A 20,769-nucleotide genomic window follows, 5' to 3' on the forward strand; every position below is an offset into this window, starting at 1 on the left:
CCGGCGGGATATTTGCGCCGTTCCTAGCCGCTCCCGCAGCGATTGTCAAAGCGTGCTGCTTCGCCACAGCCAGGCATCGATATGGCTTGTACGGCCGCGCAGCTCCGTTTCCAGTGGGCCCTCGATCTGGCCCGATTGAAGGAGCACGCTGTCCTGGCCTGCGGCGGCAACGATTTCGGCACTGAGCGCTAGCTCGACGCCGTGACGGGCGGCGACTTCCATCAGGCGGCTGCCGACATTCACGGTGTCGCCCGCCGCCGTGATCTGCTGCCGGTCGCCGGTGCCGAGCCGCGAGGCGACGATCGGCCCGCAATGGGCGCCGACCTTGAAGCCGATCTTCTTCTGGGCGAAACCGGCATGTTTTCCAAGCCAGGCCCGCGTGCGGTCGCAGAGGCGGACCGCGCAGGCGACGGCACGGGCGGCATCGTCCTCGGCGGGCTCCGGCAGGCCGAACAGGATCATCGCTCCGTCACCCATGAAGCTGGTGATGGCGCCGCCATGCGCGCGCGCCTCCTCGTCGATCAGCTCGAAGAAGCCGCTCAGAACCTCGCTGACCTTTACCGGCCCGAGGTCTTCGCTGAGGCCGGTAAAGCCGGAGAGATCGATGAAGACGACGGCGGCGTCCTGGCGCACCGGCTTGGCAAGAAAATCCGGGTTGTGCGCCAGCCACTCTCCGAGGCCGGGGGCCTCGATGCGCTGCAGCAGCGCGCTCTGAGCCGCGAAATGGCGGGCGCGGCCGCGGTCGAGCCAAAGCTCGGCCGCCCCGAAGATCAGGGCCGGCGGCAATGCTGCCGCGATCGGCAGCGCCGCGCTCAGCCAATAGCCATGCGCAAAGGCCGACAGGTTGAGCATCGCCCAGACGATGAGCGTCAGCACGATGACGACATAGCCGGCAGCGCTGCGCCGCCATGCGATCAGCGAAACGAGCAGGACGGACAGCCCGACAGCGATGCCGGCGTCGATCAGCCGTATCCGGTGGTCCCGCACCATGCCGTCGCCGGCAATGAGATGGGTGATCGCCGTCGACATCACCTCCACGCCGGGCATGACGGGATCGAACGGCGTCGGGAAGACATCGCCGCCGCCGGTGACGGTGGAGCCGATGACGACGACGCGGCCCGAAACCGCATCCGCCGGCAGCTTGCCATCCAGCGCATCGACGGCGCTGAATGTGGCGATGCTGCCATGCCCGCCATAGAAGGTCACTGGCAGGCGCTGGCCGATATCTGTCGGAATACGCAGGTTCCCGAGCATGATGGCATCGGGTTCGATCGCGGGATCGACGCCGAGCGCCACCGAAGCGGCGCGCAGCGGAAAAGCCGGATCCAGTCGGTCGGCGGCGCGCGAGATCAGCGGAATGAAGCGCGGCGTGCCGGTCTGGTCGGTGGCGACATTGACAACGCCGACTGCGGCTGCCCCGGCAAAACGAGGAAGCGGCAAGAGAAGATGGTTTGCCTCGGGGATGGCGGCAAGCGGATCGCCGGCCGCATCCGTAACCTGCTGGCTGCTTCGAGCAAAAGTGGCCGCCGCTGCAATCACCGAAGGCCCCTCGCGGAGGGCGGAGGCGAGCGCGGTGTCCCCCTCCTCCGGTCCGGGATCGACGAGCAGGATGTCGAGCGCCACCGCTTTCGGCTTCAGCGCGTTGATCGCGCCGACGAGCCGTGCAAGCGTCGCCCGGTCGAGCGGATAGCCGTGTGCGGCGGCGGTGCGGTCGTCGATCGCGACGATCGAGACGATAGGCGGCGGCGCTTTCGCTCCGACGACGACGCTGCGGATGTCGGCGAGCGAAGCTTCCATCCGGTCGAGAAGGCCGATTCCCCCATTGAGATTGAGATAGCCGAGCGCAGCCCCCCAAAGGCCGGCGAGCAGCAGCATGATCGTCGTCAGCAGGCGATGACTCATGGATTTATTGGCCCAGGCGGGCAAGAAGCGCGGATGCACGCTCCGCCGGCCAGCGGCGCACGACGAGCGGCTCGGTTCCACCGCTGACATCGACGCCCTCGCCCGGCGACAGCACCACCGGCTCACCGGCCGGCCGGCGGACGGCGACGCTGCCTCTGACGACCAGCACCGAGGTCTTGCCGCTTGCAACGTCGACAGCCCATCGCGTGCCGCGCACAGCGGCGATCGCCTGCGGCGTCACGACCTGGAAACCGCCCGCATGCTGGCTGCTGTCGACATCGACGAGGACGGCCTTGCTGCGCAGCGACAGGGAATCCGGGCTGCCGTCGCGATTGCGGTCGGTCAAGCGGAAGGACGCGCCAGCTTCCGCCGTCACTTTGACGCCGCCCGGGCAAGCGAGGACCTGACGGGAGCTGGCATCGCGCGACACCGAGCAGCCGGCGGACTGAGCAAAGGCGGTCGCTTCAGGAACCAGGCCGACGGCGAGTGCCGCGGCAAATAGACTGCGAAGCATCTTGTTCATGGAAAGCCCCTTTGACCGTGCGGAACAGCTTTACGAGAGTGTCCGCCAACCGTCTTCTTCCATTTGGGGCATGATAGCTGAATTCGGATATTTCCCCATGCGAAAAAACTACCCAAACTCTTAGCGGCCGGCGACGGTTTCGGGCGCCGGTCCGGCATAACGCGCCCGCGGCCGGATCAGCTGTCCGCTTTCGATCTGCTCCATCGCATGCGCCAGCCAGCCCGTGGTGCGGGCAAGCGAAAAGACGATGATCGGCGCCTCCCTGGGAAGGTCGAAGGCGGCGGCCATCGCGGCAAGCGCGAAATCTATGTTGACCTTCTCGCCGACCATGGCCTCGCCGGTCTCCCGGAGCTCGATGAATTTCGCCGGCAGAGGGAAATGCGACAGCAGCGTCGAGGCCCTGACATCGCCATCGGGATAGAGCGGATGGCCGAAGGCCGAGAGGGAATTGCCCTGGGCAAGGGTCCGGCGGATCGCCTGCTCCGCCCCTAGGGCAGCCGTCGCCTCGATCAATGCGTCGACACCCTGCCAGGCAGCGCCGTGCAACGGTCCTGTCAGCGTCGAAAGGCCGGAAAGCACGGAGGCCGAAAGGGCAGCACCCGCCGATGCCGTCACCCGCGCCGCGAAGGTCGAGGCATTCAGTTCGTGATCGGCAAGCAGCACCAAGGCGCAACGCAGACAATCGGCCGCCTGCGGCCGTTGCCAGCTTGCGGCCAGCCTGACATGCAGCGGCTGGTCCGAAGGTCCTGGGGCCAACGCATCGGCGACCGTGGAGAGGACACCATGCGCCTCGCGCCGAAGTGCTGCCTGCGATCGGCCGAGCGACGGCAGATCCGCCGTCACCCGCCCGGCCAGCGCCAGAAAGGCCGCCTGAAGCGATGGAGGCGCATTTTCCCCAGCGGTGTTCGAGGAAGCTGATTCCGCCCCGTTCCAGAGCAAGGCGCCCGTCTGTTCCAGCGTCGCCGCCGCGGCAAAATCGGCAGCGTCCCGTCCGCGATAGAACAGGCGCCCGCCGATGATGGTCGAGATCGCCGATGAGAGAACCGGGTCACCCCACCGGATCGTCTCGGCAGCGACGGTCTCGGACTTGCGGCGACCGGCATGGCGCTGGGCCAGCCGTTCGACATCGGCGGCCTGATAGAGGCTGCGGCGTGGGTCGGCGGGATCGGGCTTGGCGCGAATGCGCCCGCGGCTGACATTGGCGTAGAGCGTCTGCGGCTTGGTCTTCAGCGCCTGCAGCGCCTCCTCGGAGGTCAGCCACGACATCGGGGCCTCATATTGATCAATTGCATCAAGATTGACGTCAATAACGCTAGATCGGATCATCCTTGTCGTAAAGGAGAAAACATCATGAAAAACGGCTTGGAAGATGTCATTGCCGCCGAAACGCAGCTTTCGGATGTCGACGGCGAAGCGGGACGGCTGATCATCCGCGGCATATCGCTAGATCAGCTGGTCGCGGGCAGCAGCTATGAGGGCGTCGCCGCCTTGTTGCTCGACGGGCTGGTGGAACGAAGCTTCGACGCGGCGCAGTTGAGCGAATGGCTGGCGAAGGCGCGAACCAGGGTTTTCGACCATGTAAAGGCGGCCGATGTTTCGCTGCTCACGCTGCCGCCGGTCGATGCAATGCGGGCGCTGATCGCCCGGCTGCCGGATGGCGAAGATTTCGAGACAGCGCTCGCCCTTCTGGCCGCGCCGGCGGTCTTCCTGCCTGCGATCCTGCGCCTTCAGCGCGGCGAACAGCCGATCGCACCCGACGCCTCGCTGTCACAGGCGGCCGATATTCTGCGCATGCTGACCGGAAACCTGCCGAGCAAGGAGCAGACGGCCGCCCTCGATGCCTATCTCGTGACGATTTCGGACCACGGCCTCAACGCCTCGACCTTCGCATCGCGCGTCATCGCCTCGACCCAGGCCGGCCTCACCTCCTCCGTGCTGGCGGCGCTGAGCGCGCTGAAGGGACCGCTGCATGGCGGCGCGCCCGGTCCGGTGCTCGACATGCTGGATGCGATCGGAACGGCGGAGAATGCCGGCCAATGGCTCGGCGAAGCGCTCGATCGCGGCGAAAGGCTGATGGGTTTCGGCCACCGCATCTACCGCGTCCGCGATCCGCGCGCCGACGCGCTGAAAGGCGCACTGAAGCCGCTGATCGCGACAGGACAGGTCGACAGCGCCCGCGGCGCACTGGCCGAGGCCGTGGAGGCCGCCGCATTGGCGATCCTGAAGGCGCGCAAGCCGGATCGGCCGCTCGACGTCAATGTGGAATTCTACACCGCATTGCTGCTCGAAGCGCTCGGCTTTCCGCGTGAAGCTTTCACCGGCGTCTTTGCGATCGGCCGAACGGTCGGATGGTTGGCGCATGCGCGCGAGCAGGCTCTCGACGGCCGGCTGATCCGCCCCCGCTCGGTCTATATCGGGCCGTTGCCGGCCGCTGCCTGAAGGTTGATTGACTGGTCGAAACCAGATCGCGCGTAACCGCGCGATCTGGAACCATATGCGTCAGACGAGACGGCTCTGTTCCGTCGCCGCTTCGATGAAGCTGGCAAACAGCGGATGCGGGTCAAGCGGACGGCTTTTCAGTTCCGGGTGGTACTGTACGCCGATGAACCAGGGATGATCGGGATATTCGATGGTCTCCGGCAGCACGCCGTCGGGCGACATGCCGGAGAAGACGAGGCCGCAGTTTTCCAGCCGGTCCTTGTAATCGACATTGACTTCATAGCGATGCCGATGGCGCTCGGAAATATCGGTCGAACCGTAGATCTCGGAGATCTTCGTGCCCTTCTTCAGCGCCGCCTTGTAGGCGCCGAGGCGCATCGTGCCGCCGAGGTCGCCGGCTGCCGTGCGCTTCTCCAGCGCATTACCCTTGACCCATTCGGTCATCAGGCCGACCACGGGCTCCTTCGTCGGGCCGAATTCGGTCGACGATGCGGCCTCAACGTCGGCCAGGTTGCGGGCCGCTTCGATTACGGCCATCTGCATGCCGAAGCAGATGCCGAAATACGGCACCTTGCGCTCACGGGCGAAGCGCGCCGCAAGGATCTTGCCTTCGGAGCCGCGTTCGCCGAAGCCGCCCGGCACGAGAATGCCGTGGACCTTTTCTAGATAGGGTGCGGGATCTTCCTTCTCGAAGATCTCCGACTCGATCCATTCGAGCTTGACCTTGACGCGATTGGCGATACCGCCGTGGTGCAGCGCCTCGATCAGCGACTTATAGGCATCCTTGAGGCCGGTATATTTGCCGACGATCGCGATGGTCACCTCGCCTTCCGGCGTGCGGATGCGGTTGCAGACCTCTTCCCACTGGTTGAGACGCGGCTTCGGCGCCGGCTCGATACCGAAAGCGGCGAGCACTTCGTCGTCGAGACCTTCCTTGTGGTAGGCCATCGGCACGTCGTAGATATTGGCGACGTCGAGCGCCTGGATGACGGCGGACGGGCGAACGTTGCAGAACAGCGAGAGCTTGCGGCGCTCGGCTTCCGGAATTTCGCGGTCGGCGCGCACCAGCAGGATATCGGGATGAATGCCGAGCGCCTGCAGTTCCTTGACGGAATGCTGCGTCGGCTTGGTCTTGAGTTCGCCGGCCGCCGGAATATAGGGCATCAGCGTCAGGTGGACATAGACGGCGGTGCCGCGCGGCAGGTCGTTGCCGAGTTGGCGGATCGCTTCCATGAAGGGCATCGCCTCGATATCGCCGACCGTGCCGCCGATCTCGCAGATGACGAAATCATAGTCGTCATTGCCCTCGATGACGAAATCCTTGATCTCGTTGGTGACGTGCGGGATGACCTGAACCGTCGCGCCGAGATAGTCGCCGCGCCGCTCCTTGTCGATGATGTTCTTGTAGATGCGGCCGGTGGTGATGTTGTCGGTCTTGGTCGCCGAACGCCCCGTGAAGCGTTCGTAGTGGCCGAGATCGAGATCGGTTTCCGCGCCGTCGTCTGTGACGAAGACCTCGCCGTGCTGGGTCGGGCTCATCGTGCCCGGGTCCACGTTCAGATAGGGGTCGAGCTTGCGAAGCCGCACCCGATATCCACGGGCCTGCAGCAACGCTCCGAGAGCCGCGGCCGCGATTCCTTTTCCGAGGGAGGAAACCACGCCGCCAGTGATGAATACGTATCGCGCCATGGGATTCACCGGATACCTTTTCAAAAACGATTCCACCAGCCCAAAAATTCTTTTCCAGAACTTTCGGAGCGTGCCGCGGGAATCTGAACAAAAGAAAACCGGCAGACCCGAGGGCCTGCCGGCGGTTTATGTCGAAGCCCGGGTTACTGTCCCGTCGGGACGCCGGAGGGCTGAGCCGGTGCCGGCGTGGCCGGAGCAGCGGGCGTTGCCGGAGCAGTCGCCGAAGGAGCTGCCGGTGCGGTCGCCGCAGGTGCAGTGGCAGCCGGTGCCTGGGTTGCAGGCGCAGGCGTTGCGGGAGCCTGGGCTGCCGGTGCCGGAGCGGCAGCGCCGCCGTTCGGAACGCCGTTGCCGGCCGGCTGAGTTGCCGGAGCCTGGCCGCCGCCGAGCGAATCGAGAATGCCGTTGCCCTGGCCGCTCGTCGCCGGAATGCGGTCGAGAATGTCGGTCGGACGGCGCTCATATCGCGTCAGTATGCCGAGGCCGAGCGAAGTGAGGAAGAACAGGGTCGCCAGGATCGCGGTCGTGCGCGTCAGCGCATTGGCCGTGCCGCGGGCCGACATGAAGCCCGATCCGCCGCCGATGCCGAGGCCGCCGCCTTCAGAGCGCTGGATGAGCACGACGCCGACGAGGGCGAGCACGATCATGAGATGGATGACAATCAATACTGTCTGCATGGGTCCAGTCCTGCCCGCCTGGAGACGGACATAAGTAAGAATTCTGGCGGCTCTTTACATGAGGCTCTCGCCTATTCCAAGCCCTTCGGCCAGGAATAAACCCGGGAATAAACAATGCATCAGGCGAGCAGCGCCTCATAGGCCCGGTAGATGGCGAGGAAGTCGGCGGCTTTCAAGCTCGCCCCGCCGATCAGCGCTCCGTCGACATTGGCGATGCCGAGCAGGTCTACGGCATTGGCGGGCTTGACCGAGCCGCCGTAGAGAAGGCGCATCTTGCGGCCTTCATCGCCGAAGCGGGCGACGAGTTCCGCGCGCATAAAGGCGTGGGCCTTTTCGACATCGGCCGATGTCGGCGTCACGCCGGTGCCGATCGCCCAGATCGGCTCATAGGCGATAACAGTGTTCTCGGCAGTCGCGGTATCCGGAACCGAGGCGGAAAGCTGGCGCTTGATGACGTCGAGCTCCTGCCCGGCGCGGCGTTCGTCGGCCGTCTCGCCGATGCAGATGATCGCCGTGAGCTCGGCGACAAAAGCCGCTTCGGCCTTGGCGCGCACCAGATGGTCCGTCTCGGCATGGTCGGTGCGCCGCTCGGAATGGCCGACGATCACATAGGTGCCGAAGCTGTCGGCGATCATCTCGGCCGAGATATCGCCGGTATGCGCGCCTGACGGCTTTTGGTGGCAGTCCTGCGCGCCGATCGCAAGCGGGCTGTCGGTGCAGAGCGCGGTTGCCACGTAGAGCAGCGTCGTCGGCGGGCAGATCAATGCCTCGACCTTGGCGGAGAGCGGCGGGCGAACGCCCTCTGCGATCGCCTTGATCTGATCGAGCGAGGCACGCGTGCCGTTCATTTTCCAATTTCCCGCCACCAGCGGGCGCACGTCAGGTGTCATGCCGGCCTTCCTAACTTCATATCCCCGGCCGCATTATCAAAAGCCTGCGGCAATGAAAAGCATTATGCCCTTGACGTAACGGGAATCTCTGCGATCTCGCGCATATTTTCTGCCGAAATCGTCTTCAGCGGGCAAGAATCCAGTTCAGCACCCTGCGCCAGTCGATCATCCGGATCGGCGTTCCGTGGTTTCCGGTCTGAAACAGGGTGAAGCGCGTCGGATATTTCGCCTTGCGCAGGCTCTCGAACAGCGCCTGCTGATCGCTGGCGGCATAGACCGGATCACGGCTGCCATGCGCAAACCAGAGCGGCAGCTTGGCCTTGTAAAAGGCGCTCCTCGTGAAATCGGGATCGGTGACGCCACTCATGATCAACATGCCCTTCAGCCGCTTGACGCTGTCGCCGTCACGCGCAACGCCCCAGCAGACCTGGCTGCCCATGGAGGCGCAGGAAAGAATGATCGGCCGGCCGGGTGATTGCCCGCTTGCATAGCGGATGAGGCCTTCGATCGCGGCAACGCCGTTGCTGTCGAAGCTCCTGACCGTCGGCGAATAATAGACGCCGCCATTGCCAGCGACGAGGTTCTTCAGCCGGTTGAAATTGCCGCCGAAGCTGTAATCGTTCGCGCCGAGCCGGCGGTCGCCGTCGCGGCCGTGGATGAAGATCACCGTGAACGCGGCATTCTGAGCCGGTCCCACCCTGGTGACATCGAGCCTGATGCCGTCGAGAGAAAGGGTTTCGTCGGCCTGGGCTTTGCGGATGCCGAGCGAAACATATTTCTGCTGCGCCCGCTTCTCCGGGATCTGGTCGCGGCCGTTGATATCGCGCATCTCGTCATAGTCGATCACCTCGAAAGCGCCGTCATCGCTTGTCTGCAGCACGGTCTGTTTCGAGAAGAGATCGTCCTTGAACGGCGGCAGCGCATCGGCCGCCCGCGCCGGTCCGCCGGCGGAAAGGAGAGCTGCGGACAGCAAAAAGGCCGCAATTGCTGATATAACAGTGCAATGACTTGTGGACATTCGCATGCGGATGGTTTCCTGAAGCCTGCCGCCGCTTGCCATTCCGCGCCCGGCAACGCAAATCATTTCTGAAAAGCCCGCCAAATGAGGCGGTGTCGCGTATAGAGGTGCTTTCTGGCAGAATCTGCCTGATTCGCAAACGTGACGTGAAATGCGGTGATTTTGGGCCGGCGGCGCCAGCGCAAGACAGGATGAAGATCTGAACGGCTCCATGGACGATAGCAACGACCTTTTTTCCGGAATGCCCCTTTCTGAAAAACGCGAGGAGGCACAAAAGCCCGCCGCGGCGACCGAACGCGCGCCGGCGGCTGCACCGCCCGCCTCCCCCCGCCCCGCGCCCGCCGCCTCGAATGCGGATGATTACGGCGCCTCGTCGATCCGCGTCCTCGAAGGGCTCGAGCCGGTGCGCATGCGCCCCGGCATGTATATCGGCGGCACCGACGAAAAGGCGCTGCATCACCTTTTTGCCGAAGTCATCGACAATGCGATGGACGAAGCCGTCGCCGGACACGCCAATTTCATCGAGGTGCATCTCGATCTGCAGGGCTATCTGAGCGTCACTGACAACGGCCGCGGCATCCCGGTTGAGAACCACCCGCAAGTGCCGGGCAAATCGACGCTCGAAGTCATCATGACCAAGCTGCACGCCGGCGGCAAATTCGACGGCAAGGCCTATGAGACCTCGGGCGGTCTGCACGGCGTCGGCGTTTCGGTCGTCAACGCGCTCTCCGACTTCCTCGAAGTCGAGGTGGCGCGAAACCGCAAGCTCTACCGCCAGCGTTTCTCCCGCGGCCTGCCGCAGGGCGGGCTCGAAGAGCTGGGCGACGTCCACAATCGCCGCGGCACCCGCGTGCGCTTCCATCCCGATCCCCAGATATTTGGGGAGCACATGAAGTTCGACGCCGCCCGCGTCTTCCGCATGGCGCGCTCCAAGGCCTATCTCTTCGGCGGTGTCGAGATCCGCTGGAGCTGCGAGCCGGGTGTGCTGCCGGAAGGGTCCGAAGTGCCTGATAAGGCAGTCTTCCACTTCCCCGGCGGCCTGAAGGATTATCTCCAGGCGACGATGGGCAAGGAGTTCACCGTCACCCGCGAAATCTTCGCCGGCAAGACGGAGAAGGCGAGCGGCCACGGCTCGATGGAATGGGCAATCACCTGGTATGGCGGCGATCCGCAGGTGCATTCCTATTGCAACACCATCCCGACCCCCGAGGGCGGCACGCATGAGGCCGGCCTACGCATCGCACTGACCAAGGGCCTGAAGGCCTACGCAGATCTGACGCAGAACAAGCGCGCCTCGCAGATCACCACCGATGACGTGATGATCTCGGCCGTCGGCATGCTGTCGATCTTCATCCGCGAGCCGGAATTCGTCGGCCAGACCAAGGACAAGCTTGCGACCGTCGAGGCCCAGCGCATCGTCGAGAATGCGTTGCGCGACCCCTTCGACCATTATCTCGCCGATAACCCGAACGAGGCGGCCAAGCTGCTCGACTGGGTGATCGAGCGCGCCGAGGAGCGGCTGCGCCGCCGCAAGGAAAAGGAAGTCAACCGCAAGACGGCGGTGCGCAAGCTGCGCCTGCCCGGCAAGCTTGCCGACTGCTCGCAGAACACCGCCGAAGGCGCCGAACTCTTCATCGTCGAGGGTGATTCGGCAGGTGGCTCGGCCAAGCAGGCGCGCAACCGCGCCAATCAGGCGATCCTTCCCCTGCGCGGCAAAATCCTCAACGTCGCCAGCGCCGGCCGCGAGAAGTTCGGCGCCAACCAGCAGCTCGCCGATCTCATCCAGGCGCTCGGCTGCGGCACGCGCTCGAAGTATCGTCAGGAAGACCTGCGCTACGAGCGCATCATCGTCATGACCGATGCCGACGTCGACGGCGCCCATATCGCCTCGCTGCTGATCACCTTCTTCTATCAGGAGATGCCGGAGCTGGTGCGCGGCGGCCATCTCTTCCTCGCCGTGCCGCCGCTCTACAAGATCACGCAAGGGGCAAAATCCGCCTATGCGCGCGACGACAATCATCGCGCCGAGCTGATGCAGACGGAATTCAAGGGCAAGGCCAAGGTCGAGATCAGCCGCTTCAAAGGTCTCGGCGAGATGATGCCCGCCCAGCTCAAGGAAACCACCATGGATCCGTCCAAGCGCACCCTGCTCCGGGTGCTGATCGACGAGGTGGATTTCGAGGGCACACGCAGCGCCGTCGACGATCTGATGGGCACCAAGCCGGAAGCCCGCTTCCGCTTCATCCAGGAGCGTGCGGCTTTCGCCGAAAACCTGGATATTTAAATGTTATAGACGCGCCGAACAGCCGGACTGGTACGGTTCGGCGCGCTACATTTTAGCATTTGCGATTTCACGGAACTGACGAAGAACCGTAACAACTCCGTCAAACAACCGGCGCATGAAGCGGTCGGCGCGGCCTCCCTGGAGTGACGTCCGCGCCCGTTCGAACCGTTTTTCAACCCCTTGCCGGATATTTGTCATGACCAAGCGTTTTCTTGCGACTGCCGCTTTCGTTCTCCTGTCCAGCACCGTCACCGTCAACGCCACCGAGATCGGCGCCACCTTTGAGACCGCCTGCCCTTTCGGCGATTGCGCCGCCGGCATTTCGCTCTCCTATCTCGGTGAATTCGTCATCCCCACAGGCCAGATGGAAAACGGCGTCGAATTCGGCGGTATTTCCGGCCTCGATTTCGATGCCGCCACCGGCCACTATATCGCCATCAGCGACGATCGTTCGGACAAGGCCCCGGCTCGCTTCTATGAACTCGACGTCGATGTCGATGCATCGGGTCTCAAGGGTGTTTCCGTCGTCAAGCACGTGACGCTGAAGGACAAGACCGGCGAGCCCTTCGCGGCCAAGACCGTCGATCCGGAATCAATCCGCCTCGGCAGGGACGGCATCTATTGGGGCAGCGAGGGCGACGCCAAGGTGCTGTTGCCGCCCTTCGTCCGCGTCACCGCACCGGATGGGTCGTTCGTGCGTGAATTCAAGCTGCCGGAAGGTTTTGCTCCGACCGTCGACAAGTCGACCGGCATCCGCGACAACCTCGCCTTCGAGGATCTCGCCGTCGCGCCCTCGGGCGATGTTTTCGTCGGCGTCGAAGCCGCCCTCTACCAGGATGGCCCGAAGCCGTCGCTGACGACGGGCAGCCTGTCGCGCATCATCCGTTATGACGGCGCAACCGGCGAGCCGAAGGCGCAGTATGTCTACCCTGTCTCGCCGATTCCGCAGGCCGCCCCCAAGGCCGACGGCGGCAATGATAACGGCATGTCGGAAATGCTCGCTCTCGACGATCACCGCCTGCTCGCCGTCGAGCGCAGCTATGCCGAAGGCTTCGGCAATAACGTCAAGATCATGATGATGGATCTCGCCGACGCGACCGACATATCCGCCATCGCCTCGCTCGCCAAGAACGACCAGCGCGTCGTCCCCGTCCGCAAGAGCCAGGTCCTCGACCTGAGGGCGATCGGTCTCGTCCCCGACAATATCGAGGCCATGTCGCTCGGCAAGGGCAAGGACGGCACCGACGTTCTCATCCTTGGCTCCGACAACAACTTCTCGGCCGCTCAGAAAACGCAGTTTTACGCCTTCAAGGTTCTGCGCCGTCCGCGGCAGTAAGATGCTCTGTCTGACGGACGGATAGCGACGCTTTGTATACGCTTTCACGCCACGCACCTTGAAACCGCCGGGATCATGGCCCATAACCAGAGTATAAAAAGAAGAGGCGCGCGTGGGTGTGTTCGATCGTCAGAAAACCAATCATGAACCGCGATGGCTGGGGTCGTCAGCGCAAACGCGCACGCCGCTGATTCCATCCATCTCGGCGGCGCGCTGGCTGCTGGTGTTGGTCGTCGCGGCCGGCGTTTATTTCTTCTACGGCTTCCTCGTGCCGGTGCTTGCCGCCCTCGTCATCGGCTTTGCCAGCTGGCCTCTCTATCGCAAGCTTCTCGCTCGTGTCGGCGGCAATACGACGATCGCCGCGACCATCGCCATCGTCATGATCGTCACCTTTCTGGTCATTCCGATCGGGCTCGCGGTCACCTATACGACGGGCGAAGTCCGCACCTGGCTCGCCTGGGCGATCCATGCCAACCGCGCCGGCGCGCCGACGCCCGACTGGATCGTCGCGCTGCCGTTTGCCGGCCCCTATCTCGATGACCTCTGGACAAAATATATCGGTAGCCCCGGCGCGCTGGGTGAACTTATCCAGGCGGTCAGCGGCGCCCATATCGGCAATATCTATCGCGCCGTGCTGGCGGCCGGCGGCGGCGCCTTCCACCTTCTTCTGACGCTGCTTTTCATGCTGATCGCGCTGTTCTTCGTCTATCGCGATGGTTTTTCCTTCTCCAAACAGATCGACATGCTCGGCGAGCGCATCCTGCCGAATCGCTGGGAGCGCATTTCCCGTGTCGTGCCGGCGACGATCAGCTCCACCGTCATGGGCATGACGCTGATCGCGATCGGCGAAGGCATCGTGCTCGGCGTGGCTTACTGGATCGCCGGTGTGCCGTCGCCGGTGACGCTCGGCGTGCTCACCGGCGTGATGGCGCTGATTCCGGGCGGTGCGCCGCTCTCCTTCACGCTGGTCTCCATCTATCTCCTGGCGAGCGGCTCGCATGTCGCCGGCGTGGGCCTCTTCGTGTGGGGCACCGTCGAGCTCTTCATCGTCGACAAGACGCTGAGGCCGAAACTCGTCGGCGGCCCAATCAAGCTGCCCTTCCTGCCGACCTTCTTCGGCCTCGTCGGCGGCGTAAAGACGATGGGCTTCCTCGGCCTCTTCATCGGTCCCGTGCTGATGGCGCTGATCGTCGCGATCTGGCGTGAATGGATCCACGAAGCGCGCAATGCCGAAAAGATCGACACGGGACCGCAAGTCCTCATCGACGAGCAGGCGCCGCCCCCGTCCAAACCGATTCCCCGGGTCGCCGAAGGCTGAGCCGCCCCCGCCGAGCGTTATCCCAGCCGCTTTTCCATGAACAGGCTGAGCGGATCCGGCAGATAGCTGCCGAAAGCTTCGATGTCCCGATATCCGTATTTGCGGTATAGCGCGATCGCCTCGGGCTGATAGATGCCGGTTTCGAGCCGGATCGCCGTCAGCTGTTTTTCTCCCGCGATCGCCTCCAGCGCATTCATCAGCCCGCTGGCGATCCTCAATCCCCTCGCCCCGGGATCGACGAACATGCGTTTGATCTCCGCCGTGCCGTCGCCTGCCTCGACCAGCGCAGCGCATCCGACGATCGCACCCTCGTTGCGGGCGACGAAGAAGCTCACCGAAGGCTTCTCCAGCGATGAGAGATCGACCAGATGGTTGCTTTCGGCGGGATAGAGCGATTGCGCATAGGCATCGGACAGATCGAGAAGGCGAATGACGCCGTCCTGGCGCGGCGGCTCCTGGGCGATGGTGACGGACATGCTGATTCCCGGTGTTTGCAAGAGGCGCAATTTTTCCCCGACATGACGAAGAGTTAATGTCACCGCCTTGTTTCGGTTGGAATTGCGCCGTCTAAGGCGATGTCAGGTTCAATAATCGAGGAAACAGAATATGCAAGCGGTGCTCATCGCGATGACCATTCTCGGTTGCGACGATTCCGTTACCCAGTGCAATTATGTCGCGACGGTCGATAAGCGCTGGGAAAGTGTTGCCGCTTGCGATGCCGAAGCCGAACGCCGGCTGAAAGCCTATGCCAATGTCAGCTATCCCTCGGTCATCGCCGTTTGCGAGGCGCCGAAAGCGCTTGCCGCCGCCGAGCCGCCGAAACCTGCGCCCTTGCCCGCGGCAGGAGCTGCTCCCGAGCCTGCCGAAGAGCCCGTGGGAAGATTGGCCGGCTTCGCTGAAAACATCGCCGGCCAGGTCCGCGCGCATCTTCCATCCGGCCGCGACGTCAAAGAAACCCTATCGAAGCCCGTGCACTTCGTATCGGCCAGCTATTCCTGGGTGGTGACGCGGCTCGCTGATTAGAAAAGCCAATAGGCTTATCGAACGTGACACCGACGTCGCACTCTCCTGAGGGCGCAATATTAGACACATATAATGCTCAGTCAAAATTCCACGCGGTCATTTGAATGAACGCAAGAAGCACTGAATTCGGCGGCTTCGAATCGCTATAATTTTGCAGGCGCTTGGACCCGTCGAGCTGTAGCGTCGGCGTTCCGACGCGGTTTCCTTAGCTGAAAACATGTTGGTGCGTCGACCGGCCGCAAGTAAAACTTGCATTCGATTTAGATTGAGATATTCTTTTTCTGGGTTGAAGAGGAGGGTAAATTTGCCGAAGCCGTTTCTTGTTGCGCTTGTCTTGGCTATAGTCGCTCTTCTGGTAATAGTCTACTACTACTATTTGAAATTACCCGTTCCGAATGTAGAGCCTAAAGGAACGTCTGAAGATGTGCAAGCATTGGCTGCCCTGATTACGTCGATCGCTGCTCTGGTCGGGGCCATAGCTGCACTGTTGACAGGAATAGCACAGCTGAGAAATCGAAGAACTCGACGGTAATAGCATACCATGACCGGCTGGAGCGGAGCAGACTTATGCACGCCGTAATTCGCCTAGTTCTCGCGCTGTTTCTACTATCCGAATACGCCACGGCAACTTTCGGGGCGGGAATTGATGAGTTAATTACGAATAGAAACCCCAGTCCCGATTGGAATAGAGCCAGTGGCAGCCTCTTCCAAACGGCTAAAAGTTATGCAGTGGTCGTGGGGATCAGTGAATACATGGGTGCTGGCAAAGGCGGCTACCCCAGAATAGACACAGTATCGCAAGACCCAATAAAAATGAAAGACTTTTTATTAAATAGCGCCGGATTCGACTATGTTTACTTGCTCACTGAAGAACGCGCCACGAAGGCTCGAATTGACGAATTGACGAATTGATGACGGATACAATTCCGAACGTCGTCGGGAAGCGCGATCGATTCCTTTTTTATTGGTCGGGCCATGGTGACCAGCGCGTTCGTTCGGATGGGGGAATTGCCTTTGGTTTCCTACCTCTGGCCAATTCCAAAGTGGGCGCGTTTTCGAGCATGGTCAGCATGGATGATCTCGTACGCTGGAACAACTATCTCGACGCAAAACAGGCTCTGTTTGTGTTGGATGCATGCCTTAGTGGTCTAGCTGGCCTGCAGAGAAAATCCGCTCCACCAAATCAGACAAGATTGGACCAGCTTGCACAGCCATCTCGGCATCTTTTGACTGCGGGTACAAGCACAGAAGAGGTGATAGCGGGCAGCCGTTGGAATGGAAGTCTCTTCACAGATGCCTTTATTTCTGGAGCGAAAGGCGGAGCAGCTCCACCGGGAGAAGTCGTAAGTCTCCACCGCCTTATCGAGTATATACAGACCAAAGTTGCGCTTGAGCAGGCGGCCGCTCACTGGAAGCGCGCATTGACGCCACAACTCCGGGACCTGGGCGTAAGCAATGGCGCTTTTTTCTTCATATCATCCAATGTCATCCAGCCAGATATTGAAGTGACGTCTCTCGGCCAAGATCAAAGTGTTAGAGTAAGGCAAGAACTCACCCAAAATGAGATAAAAGGGCTTCAAAACGACGACGGCAAAGCAAATGAAATAGAGTCCGGACTTTTTACCGCGCCCATCCCGCTGGTCGTTCCGTCCATTCAACGTTATCAGTCCCCAGACAAATCGCAGCCGCTAGGTGCCGCTGGAGGTAGAATCTGGGTTGATTTCAACGCAGGCGACGATTGGTTCCGTTTATCGGGAGGCGATGGCTTTGTATTGTTGAACGATGATCAGATCCGAACGGTTGCAGATCAATTGAGCGAGGGCCCAAAATATCCAATGATGGTTGTCGTCCGTTCTGCGCCGCTCTTCGCCACCGCTGACTTGAAGTCATCTGCGAAAGGCTCGGTCGGAGGCAGGCTTTACGTGGACGCGTACGCTGGAAACAATTTTTACCATCTGGCCGATGGACGAGGGTTTGTTCGGCTGCCGTAGCGGAATTAGGCCGCAGCAAGCGCCGCATAGACGCGGGCCGATTGCCGCTGTTCAGCGAGATGCAGCTTTTCCACCATATCGAGCAGTTCGCCGATCGCGCCATGTGCGCCCTCGGGATGGCGGAATTTTTTGAGCAGGCGGCCGCAGACATTGCCGAGCACGCTGCCCGGCGCTTTCCTGGCGGCGTCGCGCCAGAGCAGCGTCGCCTCGACGAAGATGACGCTGATGTCTCGCGGCAGGCCGGCGGATTCATAGAGCGCGCGCACCGCATGCATGCGTCCGGTCGCGAGAATCGAGCGCACCCGGCGCTCGCCGCAACCCGTCAGGTCGACGATCGCAGCCGCGAAGAAATCCACCTTGCCGGCGCAGAGCGCATGCATCAGGAAGGACGGCGTCAGCCGGCCGTTGAGGCGCAGGTGCTCGACGAGATCGGGTATTTCGCGCGGCGCGATGTCGCCGGCGATCGAAACGATGGCAGCCTCGGTCGCCTCGCGGCTGATGCGCTGGAGCCGCTGCAGGCCGATCGCGGCCTGCGCCAACGGCAAGCCGACCAGCGCATTGCTGACATGCTGGGTGAGTAGCTGGCGGGCATCAGCCGGAAGATCGCTGCGGTCGAGCAGCAGGTTGCGGATGTCGCAGCTGTCGCCGAGCCGTTCGGCGATGCGTTTCAGCGATTGGCTGGAGATAGCCGCACCGTCGTTTTCGAGCAGGCAGAGCAGTTCCTCTTCGTCACCGACTTCCGCAAGGGCAGCAGCGACCGGGCGCGTGACATGGGCTCGGGCTGCGATCAGCATGCGGGTGGCGCCGTTGCCGCGCGCGGCGAGGTCGACAAGGTCGGCGTCGCTCAAAAGCGGCGAACAGGTGATGGCATGGCAGGCGACCTCGGGTTGGTCCTCGGCGAGCGAAAGCACGAGGCCGCGCGGCGCATCCGGCGACCAGGCGATCGCTTCGGCAAGTGCAAGCCGCACGCGCGGCGACGGATCGTCGAGCAGGAAGGTCATCGCCATCTCGGCGGCCTTCTTTTCATCGCTGGACATCTCGGACTGCAGATAGGCTCGCCCGAGTGCATTGGCTGCCCGAGCCCGGTCGCCGGTCTTGGCGGTTTCGATCCAACGAAGGAAAGCTTCTACGATCACGCGACGCCCCAGCACTTGAACGCGATTCCTTCGCGTTCCTTTCATTGCTGCGACCGTAGCGGCAAAAGGTTTAAGATTGGTTCACCATATTTCTTAAGCCTTTGTATGCCTTCTCAGACATTCACTTTTGGCATCTGCGGCCGGAACATCTCGAAAACATCGCTGCCTTCGCTGTAATCCATATAGCCCATGCGCGCGACAGGCCGGGCGATCGACATATCGAGCCGGCCGTCTCTGACGATCGCCTCATCGATATGGATGCCGACCACCTCGCCGAAGACGATGACGTTTTCGGACGGCGTGCCAGACAGCGTCTTCGGCTCAATGATCTCGGTGACCCTGCATTCGAGCGCCGCAAAAGCCTCGCCGACATAAGGCGCGTCGATCAGTTCGGCCTGCTTCGGCGTCAGCCCGGCAAAGCCGAATTCGCTCTCGCCATAGGGCAGCGCCGCCGAGGAGAGGTTCATCTTCTCGGCAAGATCGCGGCTGACGAAATTGCAGGTGAAAACCCCGGTCTCGGCCGCATTGCGCTGGCTGTCCTTGCGTCCGGCGGACGAAAACATCACCAGCTTCGGCCGGTCGGCAACGGCATTGAAGAAGGAATAGGGCGCAAGATTGATCGACCCGTCCCTGCCCTTGCTGCCGATCCAGCCGATCGGGCGCGGCGACACGATCGCCTTGAAGGGATCATGCGCGAGCCCGTGCCGGTTGCTGTCGGTGGTGTAGAACATCAGTCTTCTCCGCCGACCCAGGTGACGGTATCGGCAAGCTCCGGCCGCGGCCGTTCGATCGCCGGAAATGTCGTCGAGCCGATATGGATGAAGCCCGCAACCTTCTCGCCCGGTTCGACGCCGAGCAGCGGGTAGGCGCGCTCGTCATAGGCGAACCACTCCGTCAGCCAGTTGGCGACATAGCCATTGGCATTGGCGGCGAGGATGACATTGAGGCAAAGCGCGCCGGCCGACATCAGCTGCTCCCATTCCGGGATCTTGATATGCGGCCCTGCCTTGCTGACGACGGCGACGACGACGGGCGCGCGGGTGAAACGGGTGCGCTCGACCTGGATCATCTCCTCGGACAGATCGGGCTTCGTCTCGAGCGCGAGCTTCAGAAGTTCTTCGCCGAGTTCGGCGCGCTGCTCCCCGCGAAAGACGATGAAGCGCCAGGGCGCGATCTTGCCGTGATCGGGAACCCGCGAGGCAAGCCGCAGGATCTCCTCGATCTCGGCCTTCTCGGGCCCTGGTTCGCACATCTGGAAAGCGGGGATGGAGCGGCGCACCGCGAGGTAGTCGATCAGCTTGATATCGGATTTCATACGGGAGAAACTTTCATTTTTATGCTGCTGCAAAGGGTGGGTCTTGAATTTGCCACCGCGTTGGTCTTGAAGTGGCCTTTGCGATTTCAGAAGTCAATCGGTTCACGAAACAGATGTTTGGCATTTCGCCTCTTGCACGCACCGGCCTCGCCATCGCCCTGATGGTCCTGATGCCCTTCGGCGCCGGCGCGCAGGATGCCTTCAAGGATTTCAAACAGCTCGATTCGACATCGAAGATGCCGAAGCTCAACGCCTTCATCGCGCCTGGCACTGCGTCCCAAGGCACCAAGCTGCGCGACGTCGCCATGGAAGCCAAGCTGACGGCCGATGGCACGCCTGTCGAGGATGGCCTTTCCTGGTACGTCTTCAGCCCGATCGCCGGAACGGACGGCAAGCTCCCGCTGATCGCCAGCGCCAAGGGCGGACCCGCCGCCTTTCAACTTGCTCCCGGCGACTACTTCGTCAACGTCTCCTTCGGCCGCGCCGGCGTTACCAAGAAGCTGACCGTGCCTGCCGACGGTGAGGTCGACAAGCAGGTGATGGTGCTCGATGCCGGCGGTCTCCTGCTCAACGCCGTCTCCGGCACCGACTCCCGCATCCGTCCGGATCAGTTGAGTTTCTCGATCTATTCTTCGGAAGTGCGCGACGATGGCGAGCGTGGTCTCGTAGTGGCCGATGTCTCGCCGAACACCATGGTACGCCTCAATGCCGGCACCTATCACATCGTTTCCGAATATGGCAGCGTCAACGCCGTCATCCGCGCCGACATCCAGGTCGAGGCCGGCAAGCTCACCGAAGCGACGATCCAGCATCGCGCCGCCCAGATCACCTTCAAGCTGGTCTCGGAGACCGGGGGCGAAGCGATCGCCGATACGGCCTGGTCGATCCTGACGGCAGCCGGCGACAGTGTCGGCGAAAGCGTCAGCGCCTTTCCGACCATGGTTCTCGCCGAGGGCGAATATTCCGCCGTCGCCCGCAACAAGGACAAGATCTACCAGCGCGATTTCAAAGTGGTCGCCGGCAGGAACACCGATGTCGAGGTTCTGATGAAGGACCAGCAGCCGCAGCAGCCGGAGAGTGCGGCGCGCACCGTACAGCAGGTGCCGGCCGGCACACCGCCGCCGCCGGGTGTCCAGCCGGCACCGGAAGCGCCGCTGCCCTCCTATGAAGAGCTCGCACCGCAAGGCGGCGACGGAGCCAGCCTGGATTGATTTTGCTGCGCGCCTTGGAC

The 20,769-nt window shown here is 62.6% G+C and carries 19 protein-coding genes; 8 read left to right on the forward strand and 11 right to left on the reverse strand.

Features of this window, described 5'->3' with window-relative positions; translation table 11 throughout:
• Positions 1-45: 45 nt before the first annotated feature.
• The 3 genes from CO670_RS04410 to CO670_RS04420 form a co-directional block, all read right to left on the reverse strand.
• On the reverse strand, positions 46-1,902 hold the full coding sequence (locus tag CO670_RS04410) for an adenylate/guanylate cyclase domain-containing protein (RefSeq protein WP_097589135.1): 1,857 nt from the start codon (positions 1,900-1,902) through the stop codon (positions 46-48).
• Between the two features lie 4 nt (positions 1,903-1,906).
• A complete protein-coding gene (locus tag CO670_RS04415; protein WP_097589136.1) occupies positions 1,907-2,425 on the reverse strand; it encodes a FecR domain-containing protein in 519 nt (172 codons plus the stop codon).
• A 120-nt stretch (positions 2,426-2,545) separates the two neighbouring features.
• Positions 2,546-3,691 (reverse strand): citrate synthase, encoded by a 1,146-nt coding sequence (locus CO670_RS04420; RefSeq protein WP_176538867.1) that lies wholly within the window; start codon positions 3,689-3,691, stop codon positions 2,546-2,548.
• 84 nt (positions 3,692-3,775) lie between these two features.
• On the opposite strand from CO670_RS04420, the gene CO670_RS04425 reads away from it, so the two are divergent.
• Positions 3,776-4,864 carry a citrate synthase/methylcitrate synthase gene (locus CO670_RS04425; protein WP_097589138.1) on the forward strand — a complete coding sequence of 363 codons (1,089 nt, stop codon included), beginning with the start codon at positions 3,776-3,778 and terminating at the stop codon, positions 4,862-4,864.
• A gap of 60 nt (positions 4,865-4,924) precedes the next feature.
• On the opposite strand, the gene CO670_RS04430 is transcribed toward CO670_RS04425, so the two are convergent.
• The 4 genes from CO670_RS04430 to CO670_RS04445 all read right to left on the reverse strand — a co-directional run bounded on the left by CO670_RS04430 (position 4,925) and on the right by CO670_RS04445 (position 9,141).
• On the reverse strand, positions 4,925-6,553 hold the full coding sequence (locus CO670_RS04430) for a CTP synthase (RefSeq protein ID WP_097589139.1): 1,629 nt from the start codon (positions 6,551-6,553) through the stop codon (positions 4,925-4,927).
• Positions 6,554-6,696: 143 nt separating this feature from the next.
• A complete protein-coding gene (gene secG, locus CO670_RS04435; RefSeq protein ID WP_097589140.1) occupies positions 6,697-7,227 on the reverse strand; it encodes a preprotein translocase subunit SecG in 531 nt (176 codons plus the stop codon).
• Between the two features lie 119 nt (positions 7,228-7,346).
• The gene (tpiA, locus tag CO670_RS04440; RefSeq protein WP_097589141.1) at positions 7,347-8,117 is read right to left on the reverse strand and encodes a triose-phosphate isomerase; all 771 of its coding nucleotides are present in this window, start codon (positions 8,115-8,117) and stop codon (positions 7,347-7,349) included.
• A gap of 124 nt (positions 8,118-8,241) precedes the next feature.
• Positions 8,242-9,141 (reverse strand): phospholipase, encoded by a 900-nt coding sequence (locus tag CO670_RS04445; protein ID WP_097589265.1) that lies wholly within the window; start codon positions 9,139-9,141, stop codon positions 8,242-8,244.
• A 205-nt stretch (positions 9,142-9,346) separates the two neighbouring features.
• Between CO670_RS04445 and parE the strand changes: the two genes are divergently transcribed.
• From parE to CO670_RS04460, 3 genes are all read left to right on the forward strand, one after another.
• A complete protein-coding gene (parE, locus tag CO670_RS04450; protein WP_097589142.1) occupies positions 9,347-11,419 on the forward strand; it encodes a DNA topoisomerase IV subunit B in 2,073 nt (690 codons plus the stop codon).
• Between the two features lie 196 nt (positions 11,420-11,615).
• The gene (locus CO670_RS04455) at positions 11,616-12,755 is read left to right on the forward strand and encodes an esterase-like activity of phytase family protein (protein WP_097589143.1); all 1,140 of its coding nucleotides are present in this window, start codon (positions 11,616-11,618) and stop codon (positions 12,753-12,755) included.
• A 112-nt stretch (positions 12,756-12,867) separates the two neighbouring features.
• Entirely contained in the window at positions 12,868-14,073 is a 1,206-nt protein-coding gene (locus CO670_RS04460; protein WP_097589144.1) for an AI-2E family transporter, read from the forward strand.
• A gap of 17 nt (positions 14,074-14,090) precedes the next feature.
• Here CO670_RS04460 and CO670_RS04465 read toward each other — a convergent pair whose 3' ends face one another.
• A complete protein-coding gene (locus CO670_RS04465) occupies positions 14,091-14,549 on the reverse strand; it encodes a GNAT family N-acetyltransferase (protein ID WP_097589145.1) in 459 nt (152 codons plus the stop codon).
• Between the two features lie 130 nt (positions 14,550-14,679).
• Here CO670_RS04465 and CO670_RS04470 point away from each other — a divergent pair, with 130 nt between their 5' ends.
• The 3 genes from CO670_RS04470 to CO670_RS04480 all read left to right on the forward strand — a co-directional run bounded on the left by CO670_RS04470 (position 14,680) and on the right by CO670_RS04480 (position 17,087).
• Positions 14,680-15,096, forward strand: coding sequence for a hypothetical protein (locus tag CO670_RS04470; RefSeq protein WP_097589146.1), 417 nt, complete (start codon positions 14,680-14,682; stop codon positions 15,094-15,096).
• 567 nt (positions 15,097-15,663) lie between these two features.
• Positions 15,664-16,008, forward strand: a complete 345-nt coding sequence (locus CO670_RS04475) for a hypothetical protein (protein ID WP_097589147.1) — start codon at positions 15,664-15,666, stop codon at positions 16,006-16,008.
• Positions 16,008-17,087: a caspase family protein gene (locus CO670_RS04480; RefSeq protein ID WP_097589148.1), complete on the forward strand. Its 1,080-nt coding sequence runs from the start codon at positions 16,008-16,010 to the stop codon at positions 17,085-17,087. The genes CO670_RS04475 and CO670_RS04480 overlap by 1 nt, the downstream gene beginning before the upstream one ends.
• A 5-nt stretch (positions 17,088-17,092) precedes the next feature.
• Here the strand turns inward: CO670_RS04480 and CO670_RS04485 are convergent, their stop codons facing one another.
• The 3 genes from CO670_RS04485 to CO670_RS04495 form a co-directional block, all read right to left on the reverse strand.
• Positions 17,093-18,238, reverse strand: coding sequence for a DUF2336 domain-containing protein (locus tag CO670_RS04485; protein ID WP_097589149.1), 1,146 nt, complete (start codon positions 18,236-18,238; stop codon positions 17,093-17,095).
• Positions 18,239-18,336: 98 nt separating this feature from the next.
• The gene (locus CO670_RS04490; protein WP_097589150.1) at positions 18,337-18,954 is read right to left on the reverse strand and encodes a flavin reductase family protein; all 618 of its coding nucleotides are present in this window, start codon (positions 18,952-18,954) and stop codon (positions 18,337-18,339) included.
• The gene (locus tag CO670_RS04495; protein WP_097589151.1) at positions 18,954-19,538 is read right to left on the reverse strand and encodes a nitroreductase; all 585 of its coding nucleotides are present in this window, start codon (positions 19,536-19,538) and stop codon (positions 18,954-18,956) included. Before CO670_RS04495 ends, CO670_RS04490 begins: the two co-directional genes overlap by 1 nt.
• Before the next feature lie 113 nt (positions 19,539-19,651).
• On the opposite strand from CO670_RS04495, the gene CO670_RS04500 reads away from it, so the two are divergent.
• On the forward strand, positions 19,652-20,749 hold the full coding sequence (locus CO670_RS04500) for a hypothetical protein (protein ID WP_097589152.1): 1,098 nt from the start codon (positions 19,652-19,654) through the stop codon (positions 20,747-20,749).
• Positions 20,750-20,769: the final 20 nt, after the last annotated feature.

This window comes from Rhizobium sp. J15, assembly GCF_002531825.1.
Lineage (GTDB): Bacteria > Pseudomonadota > Alphaproteobacteria > Rhizobiales > Rhizobiaceae > Rhizobium.